This window comes from Nakamurella alba (assembly GCF_009707545.1).
GTDB lineage: Bacteria > Actinomycetota > Actinomycetes > Mycobacteriales > Nakamurellaceae > Nakamurella > Nakamurella alba.
In genome coordinates this window covers 413,711-433,407 of sequence record NZ_WLYK01000006.1, presented here as the reverse complement: position 1 = coordinate 433,407, position 19,697 = coordinate 413,711, and the positions used below count along the sequence as shown (strand labels likewise).

Here is a 19,697-nt window from a genome sequence, read left to right as displayed (position 1 = left end):
ACCCCACCCGCACGACCCCACAGACGACCACACACACACGGGAGAGAAGCCATCATGGGACTGTTCGCCTTCGGCGGTACACACGTGCTCAGCGACATCAGCGGGATCCCGGACGACGTGGTCGCCGACCACGACCTGATCCTGGGTGCCATCGCCCGTGGGATCCGCACCTCCGGCGCCACCCTGTGCGGCATGCAGGTCAAGGAGTTCGAACCGGCCGGGATGACCGCGATCTACCTGCTCAGCGAGTCGCACGTCTCGGTGCACACCTACCCGGAGAGCAACGCGCTCTTCCTGGACGCCTTCACCTGCGGTGAGACCTGCCGCCCGGAACTGATTCTCGACGAGCTGCTGGCCGCGCTCGGCCGGTGCGACCACCGCACCAGCACCGTGCACCGCGGCACCGCACGCCCCCGCCACGCGATCCGGCCGGTCGAGGCGCCGGTGCTGGCCGCCGCCCGCTGACCGCGGGCCCACCACGAGAGAGGTGATCACCATGGCGCAACCCCTCGAACGGCTCGAGCCCACCGGGCCGGCCGTCGACCACCACCGCTGGGCGAGCGGCTGCCCGCGCTCCCGGGAGCGGGCCCGGACGGCCGTGCACGGTTGGCGGCCCGGCACCGGCTTCCCCTACGACGAGGTGCTCGACCACTACCGCGCGGTCGGCCGCAACCAGGCCGACGTCACCATCTGCCGGTCGGCCGAGGCCGGTGCGGCCGCCTCCGGCTGGCCGCTGGCCCAATGGCTGCCGATGACCCTGGACGCCGGGATCGGCGGCTACGACTCCTATCTCGGATCCGCGTTGTTCGAGGACCTGCCGGGGGTGGAGCCGGCCGGATCCGAGCGGACCTGCGCCGTCACCGACACCCTGGTGGTGGCCCTGCTGGCGGACCTGTGCCGCACCGAGATCCGGCACTGGGAGACCGCCGGCGACAGCCCCGCCCGTGGCGCCCGGGTGCGCGCCGTGGTGCACGCGCTGCAGGCCGCGGCCGGGTTCGCCCCGGCCTCCCGGGTGCTGCCGGAGGGGATCTCGGGCAGTGCGCTGCCGGACCTCGCCGCCACCGGACGGCGGGCCGCCGCCGAGGTGCTGGTGGCCTGCCCGTCCTCCGTACGGTTCGCCGTCGACCTGAGTCTGCTGCCGACCACGACGGTGCACGACGAGATCATGTTCGTCCGCACCATCCAGGCCTTCGAGTGTGTCTACCGCCAGGTGGCGGGGCGGCTGCGGGCGGCGAGCGGCGCGGCCGGCCGGGGCGAGGTCGGCGACGCGATGGCGGCCTTGCAGGACGCCACGGCACGGCTCGACGCGACCAAGGCCCTGTACCGGGTGGTCACCACCATCTCCAAGGACGCGTTCGCGGTGATCCGCGGCGCCACCGACGGCCGGAGCGCCATCCAGTCCCGGGCCTACGCCGAGGTGGAACAGCTGGCCGCAGGTCCGGCCGCACCGCTGCGGGACCATACGAACACCGGGATATGTTCCGCAGCTGAGGATCTCGGCCGGGCCTGGGTGTCGATGAAACGCACGCACTGGGGGATCGCGCTGAAGGTGATCGGCCGGGTGCGCGGCACCGGCGGCACCGAGGGTGCCGACTACCTGGAGCAGAAGGCGGTGCAGCCACTGTTCCCGCAGACCGGCCGCACCGCGGGGGCGGGGTGCCCGGTATGACCGCGCTGCTGGCCGACGAACTGACCGAGCACCTGGACGGCGAGTACGCCGCGCTGCGCCGACAGATCATGGGCTACATCGTGTCCCGCAGCATCATGGCGATCACCGAGGCCGGGATCCCGGACCTGCTGCACGACGGCCCGCGCTCGGTGCCGGACCTGGCGACGGCGGCCGGGGTGGACGCCGATGCGCTGCGCCGCATGCTCGGCCTGCTGGAGAGCGAGGGCCTGCTCACCGGTGTCGCGCCGGACCGGGTCGAGCTGACCGGTCGTGGCCGGTTGCTGTGCTCGGACACCCCGGGGTCGCTCAAGCACCTGTGCGCGCTGATGGACCACGAGGCGTACACCTGCTGGTCCGGGGCCGGGCACGCGCTGCGCACCGGCGGTGCCGCCTTCGACCAGGTCTACGGCCAGCCGTACTTCGACTGGCTGGCCGGGCATCCCGACGACGCGACCCGGTTCCACGCCGCCCAGGCCGGGCTGGTGGAGATGCGGCTGCTCCCGCTGCTGGCGCTCGACTGGTCGGCCACCCGCACCGTGGTCGACGTCGGGGCCGGGGACGGGGTGCTGCTGCACACGCTGCTCACCGCGCAGCCGCACCTGGCCGGCATCGGGTTCGACCTGCCCGAGGTCACCGCCGCGGCCCCGGTCGGCGAGCGGACCACCCGGGTGGGCGGCAGCTTCTTCGACGGGGTGCCGGTCGGCGGCGACACCTACGTGCTGGCCCAGATCCTGCACGACTGGCCGGATGTCGACGCCGTGCGCATCCTGCGCCGGGTGCGCGAGGCGATGCTGCGCACCGGCTCGCCGGCCGCCCGTCTGCTGGTGCTGGAGCAGGTGGTGCCGGACGACACCCGGCCGCACCCGGCCCGGCTGCTGGACCTGCACATGCTGGTCCTGCTCGGCGGCCGCGAACGGACCGAGCGGCAGTGGCGGGAGCTGCTGTCCCGCAGCGGGTTCCGGGTGGAGCGGATCACCGCCGGCGCGCGGTCCGCGCTGCTCGAGGCCGTGCCGGAGCCGGACTGACCCGCAGCGCGTCCAGCGCCGCCCGGGCCCGGTCGATCGGCCAGGAGAACCCGGAGGCCAGCTCGCGCGGCCGGCAGTCGACCATGGTGTCCAGGAAGATCGCGGCCGCGGCCCTGTCCCGCTCGGGTCGGGGCCGGCCGCCGAGCCCGGGGAAGGCCCGCGCGGTCAGCTCCAGCACGCTGCTGGGCCAACCTGCCCGGCTGTCGTCGACGCCGTAGTGGGTGATCAGCAGGGCCCGGCCGAGCTCCTTGCGGGCCTTGGCCAGATCGGCGGCCGAGTGGCAGACCTGTTCCCGCAGCACCGGTGTCGACGTCGGCCCGTTCCGCCGGAGGAAATCGGCGAGCCGCCGGGAGGTCTCGCTGAGGCCGACCGCGGAGTCCGCGTCGTCCTCGTCCCCGGCGTGGTCGTAGAGCAGGCCCAGCAGGTGCGGTGACACCAGGGACAGCCGGCCGCCGACCAGGTGGCCGTACCAACCGTCGCCGGTCAGCGGCAGGTCGTCCTTCCAGCCCCACATCCGGTCGAGATCCTCGCCCCAGCCGGACTTCCCGCGCTCCACCTCGTCGTCGCGGGACACCTCGCGCAGGCACGGGAAGGTGGCGTCCGTGCCGAACAGCTGCGCGAAGTGCACGTCGGCCAGGAAGGCGACGGCCTGCGGCTGGGTGCGCAGCGGCTCGCGGTCCAGCCACCAGCGTTGCAGCCGCAGTTCGTGCAGTTGCTCGGTGTCCACCTTCTCCCCGCCCGCGGACCTGCGGTCAGATCCAGCCACGTTCCACCGCCTTCACACCGGCCTGGAACCGGCTGGTGGCACCCAGGCCGGTGAGCAGGGCGCTGACGTGCCGTCGGAAGGTGCGCTCGCTGACCGACAGCCGGCGCGCCGCGACCTCGTCGGTCACCCCGGAGCTGAGCATCCGGATCACCTGCAGGTCCATCTCCGACGGCAGTCCGTCCGCCTCGCCGTCCGGGATCGCGGCGGCCTCGCGGCCGCGGCGGAACAACGACACGGACAGGTGCCGCAGGCCGCGGGCCAGCAGCGGCTCGTCCACCAGCATCGCCCCGGCGGTCAGGTCCCGGCTGTCGATCGGCACCACCGCGCGGGCGCCGTCGGCCACGATCAACCGGTGCGGCAGTGCGTCGGCGAAGCTGATCCGGGCGCCGGCGGCGGTCATCTCGTCCACGTACCCGCGGAGGTGGCCGGCCTGCAGGAAGGCCACCGGGAAGACGATGCGCAGGTCGACCCCGCGCCGCAGCAGGTCGGTGTCCGCCTCCATCGAGCCGCGCAGCACCTGCTCGGCGGGGACGGCACCGGCGTGCACGCTGACCAGTTCGCGGCGGGTGGTGGTACCCAGCCGGAGCAGCCGCTGCCGCAGGTCGGCCAGGTCGGTGACCGCCTCGATGCCCGGCGCCCGGCCGGTGCCGCGGCCGCCGTGCAGCACGGTGTCCAGCGCCACCCGGGCATCGACCACGTCCGACTCGTCGGCGGTGGCGACCGCCCGGGTCCGGCGGGACAGGCCGAGGACCGCAGCGCGGATCCCGTCCTGCTCCGGGGAGTCCCGTGCTGCCGGCCGGTCCATGATCGACAACGCTACCGGCGGGCGGGGGCGATCCGGTCGATCTCGTCGAGATCCGCTGCGGTGGGCTGCCATCCGGTGGCGGCGGCCACGTTGCCGCGGATCTGCTCCGGAGTGGTGGCCCCGGCGATCACCGAGGAGACGCCGGGCCGGGCCAGCAGCCAGCCGAAGGCGACGTCCAGCATGGTGATCCCGCGCTCGTCGGCGAAGGCCTGCAGCCCCTCCAGCACGTCCCACGGTGCGGACTCCAGCAGCTGCGGTTTGTTCACCTTCAGCCGCGAGCCGTCCGGGGCGTCGTGGCGGGTGTACTTGCCGGTGAGCAGGCCGTTGGCCAGCGGGAAGAACGGCAGGATGCCGATACCCACGTGCGCCGCGGCCGGCAGCACCTCGCGCTCGAGATCCCGGTTCAGCAGCGAGTACTCGTTCTGCGCGGACAGGAACGGGGTGCGGCCGGACGTCCGGGCCACCCAGTGCGCCTCGGTGAGCTGCCAGCCGGACAAGTTGGAGTGGCCGATGTAGCAGACCTTGCCGGCGAGCACCAGTTCGTCCAGGGCGGCCAGCGTCTCCTCGATCGGGGTCAGCGGGTCCGGCTGGTGCAGCTGGTAGAGGTCGATGTGGTCGGTGCCCAGCCGGCGCAGCGAGGCCTCCACCGCGATCCGGACGTAGCGGCGGCTGCCGCGGGCCAGGTCGTCGGGGCCGTTCGCGCCCTTCATGTCCATGCCGAACTTGGTGGCCAGCACGATCTCGTCCCGGCGCTTCCCGAGCGCCTGGCCGAGCAGCCGCTCGGACAGCCCCGGCTCGGCCCCGTAGATGTCCGCGACGTCGAACAGGTTGATGCCGGCGTCGATGGCCGCGTCCACCACGGCGCGGGTGCCCGCGAGGTCGGCGGTGACGGTGTTCGCCCGGCCGAAGTTGTTGCAGCCGAGCCCGGCGGTGGACACGGCCAGGCCCGAGGAGCCGAGCCTGCGGAGAGTTCTGTGGTCCATACCCGCAGCGTACGATCCTGACTTCCGGGGGCCGACGGGCGGAGCAGGAGAACGTATGGGACAGGGCCGGGTCGCGGTGATCGGCAGTGGGTACGTGGGACTGACGACGGGAGCGTGCCTGGCCCGCCTCGGCCACGAGGTGGTCTGCGGTGACGTGGACGCGGCCAAGGTCGAGCTGCTCTCCCGCGGCGAGGTGCCGATCCTCGAGGACGGCCTGCCGGAACTGGTCGCCGAGGGACTGGCGAGCGGCCGGTTGCGGTTCGTGCACGGCGCCGTCGCCGCGATCAGCGGCGCCGACTTCGTGTTCCTCTGCCTGCCCACGCCGGACGGCGGCGACGGCCGGGCCGACCTGCGGATCGTGCACGCGGTGGTGGCCGAGATCGGGCCGTTCCTGGAGCGGGACGCGGTGCTGATCACCAAGTCGACCGTGCCGGTGGGCACCGCCCAGCAGATCACCGCGACCGTGCAGCGGCCGGACGTCGCGGTGGTCTCCAATCCGGAGTTCCTGCAGGAGGGCACCGCCGTCCGTAACTTCATGAACCCGGACCGGGTGGTCGTCGGGTCGGACTCGCGGGCCGCGGCGGAAGCCGTGGCGGGGCTGTACGACGGCCTGTCCTGCCCGCAGGTGGTGACCTCCGCCGAGTCCGCCGAGCTGATCAAGTACGCGGCGAACGCGTTCCTGGCGATGAAGCTGTCCTTCGTCAACTCGGTCGCGGCGCTGGCCGAGGAGGTCGGCGCGGACGTCGGCGAGATCACCTACGGCATGGGCATGGACGAGCGGATCGGTTCGAAGTTCCTCAAGGCCGGTCCGGGCTGGGGCGGCTCCTGCTTCCCGAAGGACACCAAGGCGCTGGCCGCGATCGCGCTGGACCACGGCGTGCCGTTCCCGCTGCTGGACGCCACCACGCTGTCCAACGACCAGGCGCAGGACCGGGTCGCCGAGATGGTGCGGCAGGCCGCCGGGGGCAGCGTCGCCGGCAAGCGGATCGCGCTCTGGGGGCTGACCTTCAAGGCCGGCACCGACGACCTGCGCGACTCGCCGGCCCTCGAGGTCGCCGCCCGGCTGGCCGAGTCCGGCGCCGAGCTGGTCGGCCACGACCCGGCCGTGCACCGGGACCTGCCGATCAAGCCCGGCCAGCCGACGGTGCGGGTGGTCGCGGACCCGATCGAGGCGGCCGAGGGTGCCGAGGTGCTGGTGGTGCTCACCGAGTGGCCGCAGTTCGCCGAGGTCGACCTGGAGGTGGCCCGCGCGGTGTCCGCCGGCGACGTCATCGTCGATGCCCGGAACCTGCTGGACACCGCTGCGGCCGTCGGGGCCGGCTGGACCGTGGTCGGCGTCGGCCGGCCCACCGTCCGGCCAGGTGACCCGGCCGGATCAGCCGCGACCGATGCCCAGCTGCCAGTCGTCGAGGTAGCCGGAGGCGAAACCGGCCTCTGAGTAGGCCAGGTAGAAGTTCCACATCCGGATGAAGGTCTCGTCGAATCCCTCGGTGCGGACCAGTGGCAGATTCGCGTTGAACCGGTGCCGCCACTGCTCCAGCGTCGGGTCGTAGGACCGGCCCAGGCGCCGGGTCTCCAGCATCCGCAGGTCGGTGTGCTGCTCCAGGACGTGGTCGATCGCCGGCAGCGAGGGCAGGATGCCGCCCGGGAACACGTACTTGTGCACCCAGGTGTAGCTGTTCCGGGTGGCCAGCAGTCGCTCGTGGTCGATGGTGATGGCCTGCAGCCCGAGCCAGCCCCGCGGGGTGAGCATCCGGTCGATGGCGCCGAAGTAGTCCGGCCAGTACTGCTCGCCGACCGCCTCGATCATCTCCACGCTGACCACCGCGTCGTAGGCCTGCGGCCGGGAGGCCGCGTGCACCCGGTAGTCCTCCAGCCGGACCTCGATCCGGTCGGACATGCCGGCCGCGGCGATCCGCTGCTCGGCCAGCGCCTTCTGCTCCTCCGACAGGGTCAGCGTGGTGACGTGCACGTCGCGCTCCGCGACCGCCCGCATGGCCAACGCCCCCCAGCCGGACCCGATCTCCAGGATCCGCATGCCCGGCGCCACCTTGGCCAGGTCCAGCACGCCGTCGATCTTGCGCAGCTGGGCCTTCTCCAGGTCGCGGGCGTGGTCGTCACCGGGCACGTACCAGGCCGACGAGTAGGTCATCGTCGGGTCCAGGAACAGCTCGAACAACTCGTTGGACAGGTCGTAGTGGCGGTGGATGTTCTCCTTCGCCCCGTCCGGGGTGTTCTCCTCGTCCTTCGGCGGGCGGGCCTGCCAGAGCTTGCGCAGCTTCTGCACCGGCTGCGGGATCAGGATGCTCATCCGCTTGGCCATCACGGTCAGCGCGGCCGCCAGTTCGTCGGTCGCGGCGTTGATCCGCTCGACGTCGAGCAGGTCGTGGCCGGGCAGCCAGCCGCCGGTGGTCAGCTCACCGGTCATGTAGGCCTCGCCGAAGCCGATGAGCCCGTCCCGGCCCAGCCGCGAGAAGAACGCGTCGTCCCGGATCTGCAGCTCCGGCCCGCCGGATCCCCAGCGGGTGCCGTCCGGCAGCGACACGGTGATCGGCAGCTTCCGCACCGCGGTGCGGAACAGCGCGCGGGCGATGCCGGCGTGGATCGGGGCGCGGCGCCGGTCGAAGAGTCCGGGCCAGACACCGGCGGACGGACGCGGGATCACCCGCGGTCGGGACGGGGAAAGGATGGCCATCTTCTGCTCCTGTGTACGGCGTGCGGCATACATTCTGCGGCGGTGGTTCGGCACCCTGCACAGCAGGGGTGGGTGCCCGTCCGTGTGAGGTCCATGTGCGCTCTGTGGCCCCGCCCGACCCACTTCCCGCTTGTGCCCACGGGAAAGCGTCGGCGGGCGGTGGTTCCGGCGTGCCGGTTGGAACGCCCCGGCTCCCGGTCCCTGCTGCTCCCGCCGTGTGAAGCCCATGTGTGTCCCGGACGAGCCCGGGGAACGACGGACGAGGGGGAGCGGATCGCTCCTATGGTGGAGGCATGAGTCTCTTCGGCCGTTCGACGCCCACGATCCCCGCACCGCAGCAGGCGCTGCCCGGCCGGGAGGATCCGATGGCGGTGGCACCGGAGAACATCGTGCTGCACCACCCGATGACGCCGCCGTTCCCGGAGGGCTCGGAGGTGGCGGTGTTCGGCATGGGGTGCTTCTGGGGCATCGAGCGACTGTTCTGGCGGATGCCCGGGGTGTGGACGACCGCCGCCGGCTACGCGGGCGGCAGCACGCCGAACCCGACGTACCAGGAGGTGTGCAGCGGCGGCACCGGGCACACCGAGGTGGTGCTGGTGGTGCACGACCCGGCGGTGATCACCTACGACCAGCTGCTGGCGGCGTTCTGGGAGAACCACGACCCGACCCAGGGGATGCGGCAGTGGAACGACGTCGGCACCCAGTACCGGTCGGCGATCTACACCACCACGCAGGCACAGTTCGACGCCGCGGTCGCCTCGATGGAGGTCTACCAGGGTGCGCTGCTGTCCGCGGGCAAGGGCGAGATCACCACGGAGATCCGGCCTCTCGGCTCCACCGCCGAGTTCTTCTACGCCGAGGACTACCACCAGCAGTACCTGGAGAAGAACCCCGGCGGCTACTGCGACATGCACGGCACCGGTGTCGCCTGCTCCATCACCGGCACCCGCGGCACCGGCGTCACCGCGTCCTGAGACCGGGTGACGCCGGTGCCGTGATCGGGCGACCGGTGGATCAGGCGGTCAGTCCGCGTCGATCCCGGTGCACTGTGCCTTCCAGGCCTTCTCGACCTTGCGCTGCTGCGACATCGCGGCCGCACCGACGACCACCAGGGCGACGCCGATCCACACCGGGTCGGCCGTGAAGACCAGCATGATGATGCCGATGACCAGCAGATAGGTCGCCAGGTCCAGCAGCAGCATCGCCGGCGGCGGCGGCGGGTCGGTGGGGATCCCCAGCTTCGCGCGGCCGATGGCCCGGGCGTACTTCGGGTACCAGATGGTGAAGTGCGCGGCGGTGAGCGAGGCGAAGATCTGGATGACCCACCCGGTCCACAGGTTGTTCGAGTTGTGCAGGACGGCGTCGCCGATGTACCCGGAGACGGCGGAGACCAGGAACGCCAGTCCCCAGACGCCGGTGATCACGTAGTTGATCCGCATGAAAGCCGGTGCGTGCCACAGGGACTCGTCGACCTGCTCGCGGGCGTACTGCACGGTGAACGGCACCCGCAGCAGCATCGAGACGACGACCACCAGCACCAGCAGGGCGTTGGAGAGCTCGCCGAACCAGGTCTCCATCCAGGTCAGCGCCGGCGCCGAGGCGAGCAGTGCGAAGGCCACGAAGCCGCCGAAGCTGACCAGGTCGACGACCTCGAGGATCTTCGTCCGGGTGCCCATGACCCGGGCGCTGACGAACAGCAGCACCGACAGGCCGAGGGCGATCCAGGCGGCGAGCATGACCCGGTTCTCGCCGCTCAGCATCGAGTGCACGATCCACGGCACGAAACCGGCGATCGGGTTGTCCACCAACAGCTTCAGGATCCGGCGGCCACCGGTGGGTGCGACGGACGTGGGCGGTGTCGGTGGGGTCGGCCCTGGTACGGGAACCTGCCCGGACGGTGCTGCTTCGGCCTGCGTCATCTCCGCGTTCCCCACTGTTCAGTCTCACCCGACGCGACCGAGTGGTCGCACGGAGTGAACGGTAGGCCGGTCGGGGCGGGCAGCACCATTGCCGGGAGGGCCGAACAACCCGGACGTGGGCACGGTTCAGTCGTCCGTGCCCACGTCCGGTGCTCCGGTCACCGGGAGTGATCGCGAAGGCGGCTCCCGGCGGAGAAGCCGGACGAGTCAGAGCCTTCCGGCGCTCATCTCGTCCAGCAAATGATCGGCCTGACGCATGGCCAGGGCGACGATGGTGAGCGTCGGGTTGGCGGCGGCGCCCGTGGTCATTACCGATCCGTCGCTGACGAACAGGTTCGGCACGTCGTGCGCCCTGCCCCAGCGGTCGACCACGCCGTCCGCCGGATCGGCACTCATCCGGCAGGTGCCGAGATTGTGCGTCGACGGATACGGCGGCGTGTGGTGCACCTTCAGCGCCCCGACCGACTCGTAGATCGCATCGGCCGCGGCGTAGGCGTGGGTGCGCATCGCCACGTCGTTGGGATGGTCGTCGAAATGGACGTCCGGGACCGGCAGGCCGTGCTGGTCCGTCACCTCGGTGTTGAGGGTGATCCGGTTCGACTGCTGCGGCATGTCCTCGCCGACCAGCCACATGCCGGCGGTGCGCTGGTAGGCCTCCATCTTCTCGGTGAAGCTGCGACCCCACTCGCCGGGCTCGACGAAGCTGGCCAGGAAGGCCGGGCCGAGCGACAGCGTCTCCATGTAGTAGCCGCCGGCGAAGCCGCGGTCGGTGTCGTGCCGCGCCTCGTCGGCGACGATCCCGGCCATGGTCTCGCCGCGGTACATCCGGACCGGCTTCTCGAACTGCGCGTACGCCGAGCCGGTCATGTGCCGCATGTAGTTCCGCCCGACCTGGCCGGACGAGTTGGCCAGCCCGTCCGGGTGCAGCGAGCTGGCGCTCATCAGCAGCAACCGCGGCGACTCGATCGAGTTGCCGGCCACACAGACCACCCGCGCCGCCTGCTTGTGCAGACCGCCTGCGGCGTCGAGGTACTCGACGGCGTCGACCTTCCCGGCGCTGTCGTGGGTGATCCGCACCGCCTGGCACTCCGGCCGCAGGTCCAGGTTCCCGGTGGCCAGCGCCCGCGGGATCTCCCGCACCAGCGTCGACCACTTGGCGCCGCTCTTGTCGCCCTGGAAGTTGAAGCCGTCCTGCACCGAGGCCGGGCGCCCGTCGTAGGGCTCGGCGTTCGTCGCGTACGGGCCGGTCGCGTAGTAGCGGTAGCCGGCCTTCTCGGCCCCGTTGGCGAACACCATGTAGTTGTTGTTCGCCGGCAGCGGGGGACGGCCGTGCCGGTGGGTCGAGCCCATCGCGATCTCGGCCTTGTCGTACCAGGGGGCCATCTCGTCGAGGGTGATCGGCCAGTCCAGCAGCGAGGCCCCGTCCAGGCCGCCGTAGGTGGTGCGGGCGGCGAACTCGTGCCGCATGAACCGCGGGGTGGCGCCGGACCAGTGGGTCGTCGAGCCCCCGACGGCCTTGACGATCCAGGCCGGCAGGTTCGGGAAGTCCTTCGCCACCCGCCAGGAGCCGCTGGTGGTGCGCATGTCCAGCCAGGCCATCTGGCCGAAGGCCCGCCACTCGTCGTTCTCGTAGTCGTCCCCGGTCAGGTGCGGGCCGGCCTCCAGCACGACGCACTTCACCCCGCGGGTGGTCAGCTCGTGGGCCAGGGTGCCGCCGCCGGCACCGGATCCGATGATGACGACCGCCGGGTCGTCGTGCGCGATGGTCGCCATCTCAGAACGCCTTTCCGTTGGCAGCGCTGCCGATCTCCACCCGCGGTTCCGCGGTGTACTCCGCGATGCGCGGCGCCGGCAGCCAGTCCAGGTCGTCGAAGCCGCGGTGCAGGTAGCCGCCCTTGTCGTAGGACGCGCCCTCGTAGCCCAGCAGGTCCCACACCTCGTGGTCGTCGTAGAGCGCGACGACGGTGGTGGAGTGCACCAGCTTGAAGAAGGCGCTGTCCTGGATCCGCTCCAGGGCGGCGGTCGCCTCGGCGTCGGACAGCGCACCGAAGTCGCCGCCGGCCGCCTCGTCCAGGTCGGCGAGCCCTGCGGTGAGCAGGTTCTCGGCATCGGCGTCCTGGACGGCCTTCGCCGTCCGTTCGTAGGGGGCGTCCGGGAAGGTCGGGTGCGGGTAGGCCACCCGCAGCAGCCGGACCAGCTGGGTGATGCGGTCCGGCGGGAGCGCCCCGTCGGAACCGTCCGTGTCGGCCGTGTCCCGTTGCAGTTCGACGGGCTCCTGAGGTGCGGACATCGACTTCCTCCTCCTGCCCCGCACATCGGTGTGTGAGGCCTGGATCACACGGTAGGGGGAGGTCGGGAGTCCGGCCAGGGTGCTTTCTCATCGAGTGAGAACGCGGGCCGGTTTCTAGTTCAGCGTCCCGCGCAGTTGTGCGCCGACCCGGGAGGCCACCTGCCGCAGCCGGGCCACCAGCCGGTCCGTCGCCGGTGCAGCACTCGGGAAACGGTGCGCCTGGGCCGACACCGCGATCGCGCCGACCAGCGAGATGTCCGCCGCCCGAACGGGTACCGCCGCGCAGGCCCACCCGGCGAGGAACTCCTCGTGCTCCCAGGCGATGCCGTCGCGGCCGACGACGGCCAGTTCGCGGGCCAGCGGGGCGTGCTCGGTCAGCGTGTTCGCGGTGAAGGCGCGCAGGTCCTGCCGGTCCACGAACTCGCGGCGCGCGGCCACCTCCATCTCGGCGAGCTGGATCTTCCCGAAGGCGGTGGCGTGCGGGGCCTCGTGGAAGCCGAACCGCATCGGGTGCAGTCGCGGGCAGTCGGGGGAGTCGACCACGTGCACGATGACCAGCGTCGACCCGCGCAGGATCGCGAGATAGGCGGCGAAGCCGGTGGACTCGTGCAGCAGCGAGATCTCCCTGGTCACCCCGCGGGACAGACCCAGCCGGCGGTGCAGCGACAACCCGAGGGCGTGCACCTGGTGGCCGAGCTCGTAGCGGCTCTCGCTGCGGATGTGCACGAGGTAGTCCGCGTCGGCCAGCTCGGCGGCCAGCCGGTACACCGTGGGCAGCGGAAGCCCTGTCGCATCGGCGATCTCGCGTGCGGTGGCACCACCGCGTTCGGCGACCACCTCGAGGATGCGCAACGCGCGCGCCACCGGGCCGCTCCGGGTACCGTCGCTCACGCCTCCCATAGTGACCCGCAGCGGCCGGGTCGGCACAGCCCGAAAGGTCCCCGGATGTACTTCATCGTCGTCAAGTTCAAGGTCAAGCCGGAGCAGGTGGACGGTTTCGTCGAGCTGGTCACCCCGTTCACCGAGGCCACCCGCGCCGAGCCGGGCAACCTCTGGTTCGAGTGGTCGCGCAGCATCGAGGACCCGGACACCTTCGTGCTCGTCGAGGCCTTCGCCGACGACGACGCCGCCGGTGCGCACGTGAACAGCGAGCACTTCAAGGTCGCGACCCAGCAGACGATCCCGCCGGCCCTGGTGTCGACCCCGCTCATCGTCTCCCGCAAGGTCGAGGGCTCCGAGTGGGGCGAGATGGGCGAGATCACCGTCGCCTGAACCGGACGCCCGGACCTGGTCGCCCGGACCTGGTCGCCCGAGCCGGCCGGCTGAACTCGGCCGGCTGAACTCGGCCGTCTGAACAGAAGGGCACGATCCGGCCGGTCCCGTTCGTCCGGACGGGACCGGTGGATCGTGCTCGGCTTGGATCCTGCTCTGCTTGAATCCTGCTCGGCTTGGATCCTGCTCGGCTTGGATCCTGCTCTGCTTGAATCCAGCGGTGGGATTCACCCGGGCCGAGCTGGAGTCGTACCGCGGGGCGGAGGTCCCGGACCTGATCGGGCCGGGCGTGCGCCTGCTGTTCGTCGGCATCAACCCCGGCCTGTGGACCGCGGCCACCCGGACCCACTTCGCGCACCCCGGCAACCGCTTCTACCCGGCGCTGCTGGCCGCCGGCCTGCTGGAGCACCCGATCGACCCGGCCGCCGGGATGACCGATCCGCAGCGGGCGGAAGTGCTCGCTCGTGGCATCGGCATCACCAACCTGGCGCCGCGGGCCACCGCGCGCGCCGACGAACTGACCCGCGACGAACTGCGGGCCGGCCGGGTACGTCTGGAGGAGTTCGTCGCCCGGTGGCGTCCGGCGGTGGTCGCGGTCGCCGGCATCACGGCCTACCGGACGGCGTTCGGCCGGCCGAAGGCCCGGACCGGTGAGCAGCCGGAGGACCTGGCCGGCGCGCGGCTGTGGGTGGTGCCGAACCCGAGCGGTCTCAACGCCCACGACACGGTCAGGTCGTTGGCGGAGGCGTACCGCGCGGCCGGGGCCGCGGCCGGGCTCACGACCATCGGGTAGCCCGAACCGGGCATCGGGTCGCCAACCGGACAAACAGCCTGTGACCTGCTGTGATGATGTCGTCACCCGAAGGCGTTCCGGTACTCCGGACCTGGCTCGCAGCAGTGCACCACCGGTACGATCGACGCTGATCGTGGCGATCCGGCCACGGTCAGCGAGCGAGGGTGTGGTCCTGATGACCCAGGTGATCGCCGGGAGTCGCGAGCGGGTGTCGCGCGTGCAGCGCCGCCGCTTCGCCCACCGCCGCGACCAGCTCGCGTCCTCTGCTCTGCAGACCCTCGCCGAGCTCGGCTACGCCCGCACCTCGCTCCGGGACATCGCCGACCACTCCGAGTTCTCGCACGGGGTCTTGCACTACTACTTCACCGACAAGATCGACCTCATCACCGCGGCCGTCCGGATGTTCAAGCAGGACTGCGTGCACCGGTACGACGACATCGTGGACAACGCGACCTCCGCCGACGAGCTCCGCGTCGAGTTCGCCGCCGCGATGGCCCGGACCCTGCGGACGGAGGCTCCGGAGCACCGGCTCTGGTACGACATCCGCAACCAGAGTCTCTTCGAGGGGGCCTTCCGCGACGACGTGCTCGAGCTGGACGCCGGCATCGAGGCGATGATCTGGCGGGTGGTCAGCCGGCACGCCGAACTCGACGGGGTGTCGGTGCACGTCGAGCGGCCGGTCGCCTACGCGATGTTCGACGGTCTGTTCCACCAGTCGCTGCTGCGGTTCGTCAGTGGAGACGAGGGCGCCGTCGGTGATCTCGAGGACCGCGCCTGCGCCCTGCTCGAGACCACCACCGCTTGAACTCCCGCTGCGACCGGGATCAGACGGCGGTCCGCTCCGCTACCCGCTGCGCCGCCGCGGCCACGTCCTCCTCGATCAGGTCCGCGTTGATCATCGCGCCGGCCTTGAGTCCCTGACCTGCGGCGACCACCACCTGGGCCTGCAGGTCGGTGACGTTGCCGGCGGCGAACACCCCGGGTACCGACGTGCGCCCCATCGGGTCCACCGGGATCTGCATCCCGATCCAGCCGCCCATCGGGTGCGGCTCGGCCACCAGTCCCAGCCCGTCGGCAACCGCGCTGCGGGCGACCATCCGCGACGCGACCGCGACCACCCGGCGGGAGAGCTCCCGGCCGTCGGCCATCCGTACCCCGGCGAGCGCGCCGTCCGGCCCGTCGAGCAGCGCGGCCACCCGGCCCTCGATCACCGGCACGTTCATCGCGGCCAGCTTCGCCAGTTCCTCGGCCGGCGGCAGCGGCTGCTCGTGGGTGAGCAGCACGACGTCGGCGCTGAGCTGGCGGAACATCAGTGCCTGGTGCACGGCCATCGGGCCGGTCGCCAGCACCCCGATCGGCAGGTCCCGCACCTCCCACCCGTGGCAGTACGGGCAGTGCACGACGTCGCTGCCCCAGTGCTCGCGCAGTCCCGGCACCTCCGGCAGCTCGTCGACCAGGCCGGTGGTGAGCAGGATCCGGCGCGCCCGCACCGGTGCCGACCCGTCGATCTCCACGACGAAACCGGCGTCGTCCGCCCGGTGCGCCGAGGTCACCGTCCCGGACCGGACCACGCCGCCGTAGGACTCCAACTCGGCGCGTCCGGAGGCCAGCAGGTCCGTCGGTGAGGCATCCTCCCGGCCCAGGTAGCCGTGGACCCCGGCGGCCGGTCGGTTCCGCGGATCCCCGCTGTCCACCACCAGCACCGACCGGCGTGAGCGCGCCAATGCCACCGCCCCGCTCAGTCCGGCGGACCCGCCGCCGATCACCACCACGTCGTACCCGGTCACCCTGACCACCTCCTGCGATCAAGGGTGCGGGGGGATCCCACTATCCGCAAGGGAGCTTGCAGGATCGGCAAGACGCTGCTCGAGGCGACGGAGTCCGTCCTCGATCATGTCGAGATAGCCGGCGGCGTCCGTGCGCACGTCCACGGGCAACTCGTGCAGGGCGGTGCGACCGAGGTCGAGATGCCGCCGCGCCCCCCGGTCGTCGCCGCAGCGTCGGTGGGCCTCTCCCGCATTGAGATGCAGCGACGGGTACAGCGCCGCCGCGTTCCCGGGCATCCCGGCGGCCGCCACCTCGGCGTCGGTGACCCGGGACGCGACCTGCAGGGCCACCAGGTCCCATTCGAGTTCGGCGGTGACCTCCTCCTGCACGTCGGCGAGCGCGTGCGCGACGGAGAGTCGTTGCAGAGGCGGGCCTTCCGGGCCGATCTCGGCCCACAGGGCGGACAGCAGCAGGCGCGCCTCGGTGGTCTGTCCGCGCTGGCCGAGCCCGATCCCCGCGGCGATCCGCTGCATCGCGGTGGGAGTTCCGGTGGCGGACGGGCCCGCGGGCTCCGGGATGGCTGTCATCCCGGCCCACCGTAGCGAAACCCTGTGGTGCCGCCTGCCGCCACCTGGGTAGCGTCCGGCCCATGGACCTTCCCGCGCCGCAGCGCACCGAGCCCGCCATCGCCGCCGACGAGCGCACGACCCTGTCCGAGTTCCTCGACTACTACCGGACCACCCTGCTGATCAAGGTTCACGGGCTGTCCGACGACCTGGCCCGCCGGCCGACCGTGCCGCCGTCGGACCTGAACCTGATGGGCCTCGTCCGGCACATGGCCGACGTCGAGCGGTACTGGTTCCGCAACCGGTTCGTCGGTGACCCCGACAGCGACCCGCTGTTCTACGGCGATCCGAACCTCGGCCAGGACCCGGACGGCGACCACCATCCGGGCCCGGACGACACCCTCGCGGACGCCCTGGCGGCGTGGGAGACCGAGGTCACGTTCGCCCGGACCACCGCCAGCGACGCCGATCTCGATGCGCTGTCGGCGAAACCCATCCGGGACGGCCACTTCTCGATGCGCTGGCTGCTGGTGCACATGCTCGAGGAGTACTGCCGGCACGCCGGCCACGCCGACCTGCTCCGCGAGTGCGCGGACGGGGTCACCGGGGACTGACGGGGTCACCGGGACCAGGAGCACCCCGGGAGTCCAGCAGCGCCTGGAGTCCGTCCAGGATGCGCTCCAGCCCGAAGTCGCGGAGGAAGTCGTCGGCCCGTTCCGGGTCGACGTCCGGCGGCAGGTCGAAGAGCGAACCGGTGGAGACGAAGTCGTGCAGGGCCGGGAAACGACCGGGATCGGCGAGGGCCACCAGGGCTGAGGTGTAGTCGGCCGCGGCCTGCTCGCCCGCCTCCGGGTCGGCCGGCTCCCCAGGCGTGGTGCCGATCGAGACCGCCAGTGCCGCTTCGTGTCTGGCGTGGCCGTTGAGCAGCAGCAGGGTGTAGAGCTTCTCCCACGGGGCGAAGGCGGTCCCCTCCAGCAGCCCCATCGCCCAGTCCATCCAGTCCAGGTTCCGCGGCATCAGCGGCGGCCCGGTGATGGGGATCTCGAGCAGCCACGGCCGGCCGACGAACACCTGCAGGGAGGCGCGGGTCCAGGTGGCCAGCCCGTCCCGCCAGCCGGTCCCGGGTGGGGTCCGGTCCCGTGGTGGTGCGGACAGTCCGGCATCGAACATGTGCTGCAGCAGATCGGTCTTCGACGGGACATGCCGGTAGAGCGCCATCGTCGCGCAGCCGATCTCCGCCGCCACCTTCGCCATCGAGATCCCGGCCAGGCCGTCCCGGTCCGCCAGCACCACCGCGGCATCGACGATGCGGCGCAGCGAGAGCTCCGGGCGCCGGGGGCGCCGGCCTCCGCTGCCCAGTTCGCTCTCCCAGGCGGCGCGCACCGGACCCGGTAGGGGGTCGGGCAGCGGGTCGGAGGTCATGTCTGCATTCTGCCGGATGTTGGGCGTAGCGCATACGCATGCGTACGTGATACACAAGCGTACGGCATACGCTGAACCCGAGAAGGAGGCCCGATGTCGCAGGTGAGGGTGCGCGGACTGTGCAAGAGCTACGCGGACCGCACGGTCCTGGACGGTGTCGATCTCGACGTTGCCGCCGGGTCGGTGCTGGCACTGCTGGGGCCGAACGGCGCCGGGAAGACGACAGTGGTGCGGATCCTCGCCACCCTGACCCCGGCGGACGCCGGTGAGGTGGCGGTGGCCGGGCACGACCTGCACGCCGACCCGGCGGCGGTCCGCCGGGCGATCGCGGTGACCGGTCAGTTCGCCGCCGTGGACGGCCTGCTGACTCCGCGGGAGAACCTGCGGCTGATCGGCCGGCTGGCCCGGATCCCGGCGCCGCGTCTGCGCACCGACGTCGACGAGCTGCTGGAGCGTCTCGACCTGACGGGCGTGGCCGACCGGCTCACCCGGACCGCCTCCGGCGGCACCCGGCGGCGCGTGGATCTCGCGGTCAGCCTGCTCACCCGGCCGCAGGTGTTGTTCCTGGACGAACCGACCACCGGGCTCGATCCGCGCAGTCGGCAGGCGCTCTGGGACCTGGTCGACGACCTGGTTGCCGGCGGGACGGCGGTGCTGCTGACCACGCAGTACCTGCAGGAGGCGGACCGGCCGGGCGGCCGGGTCGCGGTGCTGGACGGCGGCCGGATCGTGGCCGAGGGCGCGCCCGCCGAGCTCCGGCAGCGGGTGGGCGCCGACGTACTGGAGGTGACGTTCACCGACGGCAGCACCGCCCGGGTGCCGGTCGACGGCACCTTCGCCGACCTGCGCCGGGCCATGGCCGGGGTGGAGGCCCGGCTCGGTAACGGACCGGGGGTCGCCTCGTTCGCGGTCCGGACGCCGAGCCTGGACGACGTGTTCCTGCAGCTGACCGGCCGGCGCGACGGGGAGGTGGCGGCATGAGCGCGGCGCTGGTGATGACCGGCCGCAGCCTCCGGCACGCGGTGCGCAGCCCGGACGGCCTGCTGATCGGCGCGCTGCTGCCGGTGATGATCATGCTGCTGATGACGACCGTGTTCGGCGGTGCGATGCGCACACCGGCCGCGGACTACATCGACTACGTGGTGCCCGGGGTGATCCTGCTCTGCGCCGGGTACGGGGCCTCGACCACCGCGATCAGCGTCTCCGCCGATCTCCGGGAAGGGATGGTCGACCGGCTGCGGACGATGGACCTGCGGCCGTCCTCGGTGCTGACCGGACACGTCGCCGCGAGCGTGCTGCGGAACCTGGTGTCGGTGCTGCTGGTGATCGGTACGGCCGTCGCGGTCGGCTTCCGGCCCTCGGCCGGACCGCTGCAGTGGCTGGCCGCCGCCGGTCTGGTGGGCGCGTACGTGCTGGCGCTGTCCTGGGCCGCGGCGGCGGTCGGGCTGGTCGCCCGGACCCCGGAGAGCGCATCGGCCTTCGGGTTCCTGCTGCTGTTCCTGCCCTACCTGTCGAGTGCCTTCGTGCCGGTGGACACCCTGCCCGGGTGGCTGCAGCCGATCGCCCAGCACCAGCCGGTGTCGCCGGTGACCGAGGCGCTGCGCGGCCTGCTGCTGGGCGGTCCGGTCGCCGGGCCGGCGCTCACCTCGTTGCTCTGGTGTGCCGGGATCCTGCTGGTATCGGGTGTTCTCGCCGCCTGGCTGTGGCAGCGCACCCGCCGCTGAC

Annotated in this window: 22 protein-coding genes; 11 read left to right on the top strand and 11 right to left on the bottom strand. The window is 72.0% G+C overall.

Going from position 1 to position 19,697, the window contains the following annotated elements; translation table 11 throughout:
• Window positions 1–54 precede the first annotated feature (54 nt).
• Genes speD through GIS00_RS17150 form a run of 3 tightly spaced genes read left to right on the top strand, consistent with a single transcriptional unit; the run spans window position 55 to window position 2,694 of the window.
• Complete coding sequence (gene speD / locus GIS00_RS17160) at window positions 55–465, top strand: adenosylmethionine decarboxylase (protein ID WP_154769629.1); 411 nt, start codon at window positions 55–57, stop codon at window positions 463–465.
• Window positions 466–496: 31 nt separating this feature from the next.
• The gene (locus GIS00_RS17155) at window positions 497–1,669 is read left to right on the top strand and encodes a hypothetical protein (protein ID WP_154769628.1); all 1,173 of its coding nucleotides are present in this window, start codon (window positions 497–499) and stop codon (window positions 1,667–1,669) included.
• Entirely contained in the window at window positions 1,666–2,694 is a 1,029-nt protein-coding gene (locus tag GIS00_RS17150) for a methyltransferase (RefSeq protein WP_230313690.1), read from the top strand. Before GIS00_RS17155 ends, GIS00_RS17150 begins: the two co-directional genes overlap by 4 nt.
• Here the strand turns inward: GIS00_RS17150 and GIS00_RS17145 are convergent.
• The 3 genes from GIS00_RS17145 to GIS00_RS17135 are packed head-to-tail and all read right to left on the bottom strand — an operon-like array spanning window position 2,642 to window position 5,248.
• Window positions 2,642–3,460 carry an AlkZ-related protein gene (locus tag GIS00_RS17145; protein WP_154769627.1) on the bottom strand — a complete coding sequence of 273 codons (819 nt, stop codon included), beginning with the start codon at window positions 3,458–3,460 and terminating at the stop codon, window positions 2,642–2,644. The genes GIS00_RS17150 and GIS00_RS17145 overlap by 53 nt on opposite strands.
• The gene (locus GIS00_RS17140; RefSeq protein ID WP_154769626.1) at window positions 3,447–4,265 is read right to left on the bottom strand and encodes a helix-turn-helix domain-containing protein; all 819 of its coding nucleotides are present in this window, start codon (window positions 4,263–4,265) and stop codon (window positions 3,447–3,449) included. The genes GIS00_RS17145 and GIS00_RS17140 overlap by 14 nt, the downstream gene beginning before the upstream one ends.
• Window positions 4,266–4,276: 11 nt before the next feature.
• Window positions 4,277–5,248 carry an aldo/keto reductase gene (locus GIS00_RS17135; protein WP_154769625.1) on the bottom strand — a complete coding sequence of 324 codons (972 nt, stop codon included), beginning with the start codon at window positions 5,246–5,248 and terminating at the stop codon, window positions 4,277–4,279.
• A gap of 55 nt (window positions 5,249–5,303) precedes the next feature.
• Between GIS00_RS17135 and GIS00_RS17130 the strand changes: the two genes are divergently transcribed.
• A complete protein-coding gene (locus GIS00_RS17130; protein WP_154769624.1) occupies window positions 5,304–6,686 on the top strand; it encodes a UDP-glucose dehydrogenase family protein in 1,383 nt (460 codons plus the stop codon).
• Here the strand turns inward: GIS00_RS17130 and GIS00_RS17125 are convergent.
• Window positions 6,624–7,943, bottom strand: coding sequence for an SAM-dependent methyltransferase (locus tag GIS00_RS17125; RefSeq protein WP_154769623.1), 1,320 nt, complete (start codon window positions 7,941–7,943; stop codon window positions 6,624–6,626). The two genes, GIS00_RS17130 and GIS00_RS17125, sit on opposite strands and share 63 nt — an antisense overlap.
• A 293-nt stretch (window positions 7,944–8,236) precedes the next feature.
• Between GIS00_RS17125 and msrA the strand changes: the two genes are divergently transcribed.
• Window positions 8,237–8,917 (top strand): peptide-methionine (S)-S-oxide reductase MsrA, encoded by a 681-nt coding sequence (gene msrA, locus GIS00_RS17120; RefSeq protein WP_154769622.1) that lies wholly within the window; start codon window positions 8,237–8,239, stop codon window positions 8,915–8,917.
• A gap of 48 nt (window positions 8,918–8,965) precedes the next feature.
• Here the strand turns inward: msrA and GIS00_RS17115 are convergent, their stop codons facing one another.
• From GIS00_RS17115 to GIS00_RS17100, 4 genes are all read right to left on the bottom strand, one after another.
• Complete coding sequence (locus GIS00_RS17115) at window positions 8,966–9,862, bottom strand: hypothetical protein (RefSeq protein ID WP_154769621.1); 897 nt, start codon at window positions 9,860–9,862, stop codon at window positions 8,966–8,968.
• A 207-nt stretch (window positions 9,863–10,069) separates the two neighbouring features.
• Complete coding sequence (locus GIS00_RS17110; protein WP_154769620.1) at window positions 10,070–11,635, bottom strand: GMC family oxidoreductase; 1,566 nt, start codon at window positions 11,633–11,635, stop codon at window positions 10,070–10,072.
• A 1-nt stretch (window position 11,636) separates the two neighbouring features.
• Window positions 11,637–12,152, bottom strand: coding sequence for a hypothetical protein (locus GIS00_RS17105; protein WP_230313689.1), 516 nt, complete (start codon window positions 12,150–12,152; stop codon window positions 11,637–11,639).
• 114 nt (window positions 12,153–12,266) lie between these two features.
• On the bottom strand, window positions 12,267–13,043 hold the full coding sequence (locus tag GIS00_RS17100; protein WP_196073327.1) for an IclR family transcriptional regulator: 777 nt from the start codon (window positions 13,041–13,043) through the stop codon (window positions 12,267–12,269).
• A gap of 54 nt (window positions 13,044–13,097) precedes the next feature.
• Here GIS00_RS17100 and GIS00_RS17095 point away from each other — a divergent pair, with 54 nt between their 5' ends.
• From GIS00_RS17095 to GIS00_RS17085, 3 genes are all read left to right on the top strand, one after another.
• Window positions 13,098–13,424 carry a putative quinol monooxygenase gene (locus GIS00_RS17095; RefSeq protein WP_154769618.1) on the top strand — a complete coding sequence of 109 codons (327 nt, stop codon included), beginning with the start codon at window positions 13,098–13,100 and terminating at the stop codon, window positions 13,422–13,424.
• Between the two features lie 220 nt (window positions 13,425–13,644).
• Window positions 13,645–14,217 carry a mismatch-specific DNA-glycosylase gene (locus GIS00_RS17090; RefSeq protein WP_322098064.1) on the top strand — a complete coding sequence of 191 codons (573 nt, stop codon included), beginning with the start codon at window positions 13,645–13,647 and terminating at the stop codon, window positions 14,215–14,217.
• 175 nt (window positions 14,218–14,392) lie between these two features.
• Complete coding sequence (locus GIS00_RS17085) at window positions 14,393–15,022, top strand: TetR/AcrR family transcriptional regulator (RefSeq protein WP_154769616.1); 630 nt, start codon at window positions 14,393–14,395, stop codon at window positions 15,020–15,022.
• A gap of 19 nt (window positions 15,023–15,041) precedes the next feature.
• Here GIS00_RS17085 and GIS00_RS17080 read toward each other — a convergent pair whose 3' ends face one another.
• The gene (locus GIS00_RS17080) at window positions 15,042–16,004 is read right to left on the bottom strand and encodes an NAD(P)/FAD-dependent oxidoreductase (RefSeq protein ID WP_322098063.1); all 963 of its coding nucleotides are present in this window, start codon (window positions 16,002–16,004) and stop codon (window positions 15,042–15,044) included.
• 18 nt (window positions 16,005–16,022) lie between these two features.
• Window positions 16,023–16,571 (bottom strand): hypothetical protein, encoded by a 549-nt coding sequence (locus tag GIS00_RS17075; RefSeq protein ID WP_154769615.1) that lies wholly within the window; start codon window positions 16,569–16,571, stop codon window positions 16,023–16,025.
• 62 nt (window positions 16,572–16,633) lie between these two features.
• Between GIS00_RS17075 and GIS00_RS17070 the strand changes: the two genes are divergently transcribed.
• A complete protein-coding gene (locus tag GIS00_RS17070) occupies window positions 16,634–17,164 on the top strand; it encodes a DinB family protein (protein WP_154769614.1) in 531 nt (176 codons plus the stop codon).
• On the opposite strand, the gene GIS00_RS17065 is transcribed toward GIS00_RS17070, so the two are convergent.
• Window positions 17,151–17,972 (bottom strand): TetR/AcrR family transcriptional regulator, encoded by an 822-nt coding sequence (locus tag GIS00_RS17065; protein ID WP_154769613.1) that lies wholly within the window; start codon window positions 17,970–17,972, stop codon window positions 17,151–17,153. The two genes, GIS00_RS17070 and GIS00_RS17065, sit on opposite strands and share 14 nt — an antisense overlap.
• 93 nt (window positions 17,973–18,065) lie before the next feature.
• Here GIS00_RS17065 and GIS00_RS17060 point away from each other — a divergent pair, with 93 nt between their 5' ends.
• Window positions 18,066–18,953 (top strand): ABC transporter ATP-binding protein, encoded by an 888-nt coding sequence (locus GIS00_RS17060; protein WP_154769612.1) that lies wholly within the window; start codon window positions 18,066–18,068, stop codon window positions 18,951–18,953.
• Window positions 18,950–19,696, top strand: coding sequence for an ABC transporter permease (locus GIS00_RS17055; RefSeq protein ID WP_154769611.1), 747 nt, complete (start codon window positions 18,950–18,952; stop codon window positions 19,694–19,696). The genes GIS00_RS17060 and GIS00_RS17055 overlap by 4 nt, the downstream gene beginning before the upstream one ends.
• The last annotated feature ends 1 nt before the right edge of the window (window position 19,697 follow it).

Bases quoted from the DNA above. Each gene is read 5' to 3' on its own strand.
- speD (WP_154769629.1), top strand. From the start codon at position 55: ATGGGACTGTTCGCCTTCGGCGGTACACACGTGCTCAGCGACATCAGC.
- GIS00_RS17155 (WP_154769628.1), top strand. From the start codon at position 497: ATGGCGCAACCCCTCGAACGGCTCGAGCCCACCGGGCCGGCCGTCGAC.
- GIS00_RS17150 (WP_230313690.1), top strand. From the start codon at position 1,666: ATGACCGCGCTGCTGGCCGACGAACTGACCGAGCACCTGGACGGCGAG.
- GIS00_RS17140 (WP_154769626.1), bottom strand. From the start codon at position 4,265: ATGGACCGGCCGGCAGCACGGGACTCCCCGGAGCAGGACGGGATCCGC.
- GIS00_RS17135 (WP_154769625.1), bottom strand. From the start codon at position 5,248: ATGGACCACAGAACTCTCCGCAGGCTCGGCTCCTCGGGCCTGGCCGTG.
- GIS00_RS17130 (WP_154769624.1), top strand. From the start codon at position 5,304: ATGGGACAGGGCCGGGTCGCGGTGATCGGCAGTGGGTACGTGGGACTG.
- GIS00_RS17125 (WP_154769623.1), bottom strand. From the start codon at position 7,943: ATGGCCATCCTTTCCCCGTCCCGACCGCGGGTGATCCCGCGTCCGTCC.
- msrA (WP_154769622.1), top strand. From the start codon at position 8,237: ATGAGTCTCTTCGGCCGTTCGACGCCCACGATCCCCGCACCGCAGCAG.
- GIS00_RS17115 (WP_154769621.1), bottom strand. From the start codon at position 9,862: ATGACGCAGGCCGAAGCAGCACCGTCCGGGCAGGTTCCCGTACCAGGG.
- GIS00_RS17110 (WP_154769620.1), bottom strand. From the start codon at position 11,635: ATGGCGACCATCGCGCACGACGACCCGGCGGTCGTCATCATCGGATCC.
- GIS00_RS17105 (WP_230313689.1), bottom strand. From the start codon at position 12,152: ATGTCCGCACCTCAGGAGCCCGTCGAACTGCAACGGGACACGGCCGAC.
- GIS00_RS17095 (WP_154769618.1), top strand. From the start codon at position 13,098: ATGTACTTCATCGTCGTCAAGTTCAAGGTCAAGCCGGAGCAGGTGGAC.
- GIS00_RS17085 (WP_154769616.1), top strand. From the start codon at position 14,393: ATGACCCAGGTGATCGCCGGGAGTCGCGAGCGGGTGTCGCGCGTGCAG.
- GIS00_RS17075 (WP_154769615.1), bottom strand. From the start codon at position 16,571: ATGACAGCCATCCCGGAGCCCGCGGGCCCGTCCGCCACCGGAACTCCC.
- GIS00_RS17070 (WP_154769614.1), top strand. From the start codon at position 16,634: ATGGACCTTCCCGCGCCGCAGCGCACCGAGCCCGCCATCGCCGCCGAC.
- GIS00_RS17065 (WP_154769613.1), bottom strand. From the start codon at position 17,972: ATGACCTCCGACCCGCTGCCCGACCCCCTACCGGGTCCGGTGCGCGCC.
- GIS00_RS17060 (WP_154769612.1), top strand. From the start codon at position 18,066: ATGTCGCAGGTGAGGGTGCGCGGACTGTGCAAGAGCTACGCGGACCGC.
- GIS00_RS17055 (WP_154769611.1), top strand. From the start codon at position 18,950: ATGAGCGCGGCGCTGGTGATGACCGGCCGCAGCCTCCGGCACGCGGTG.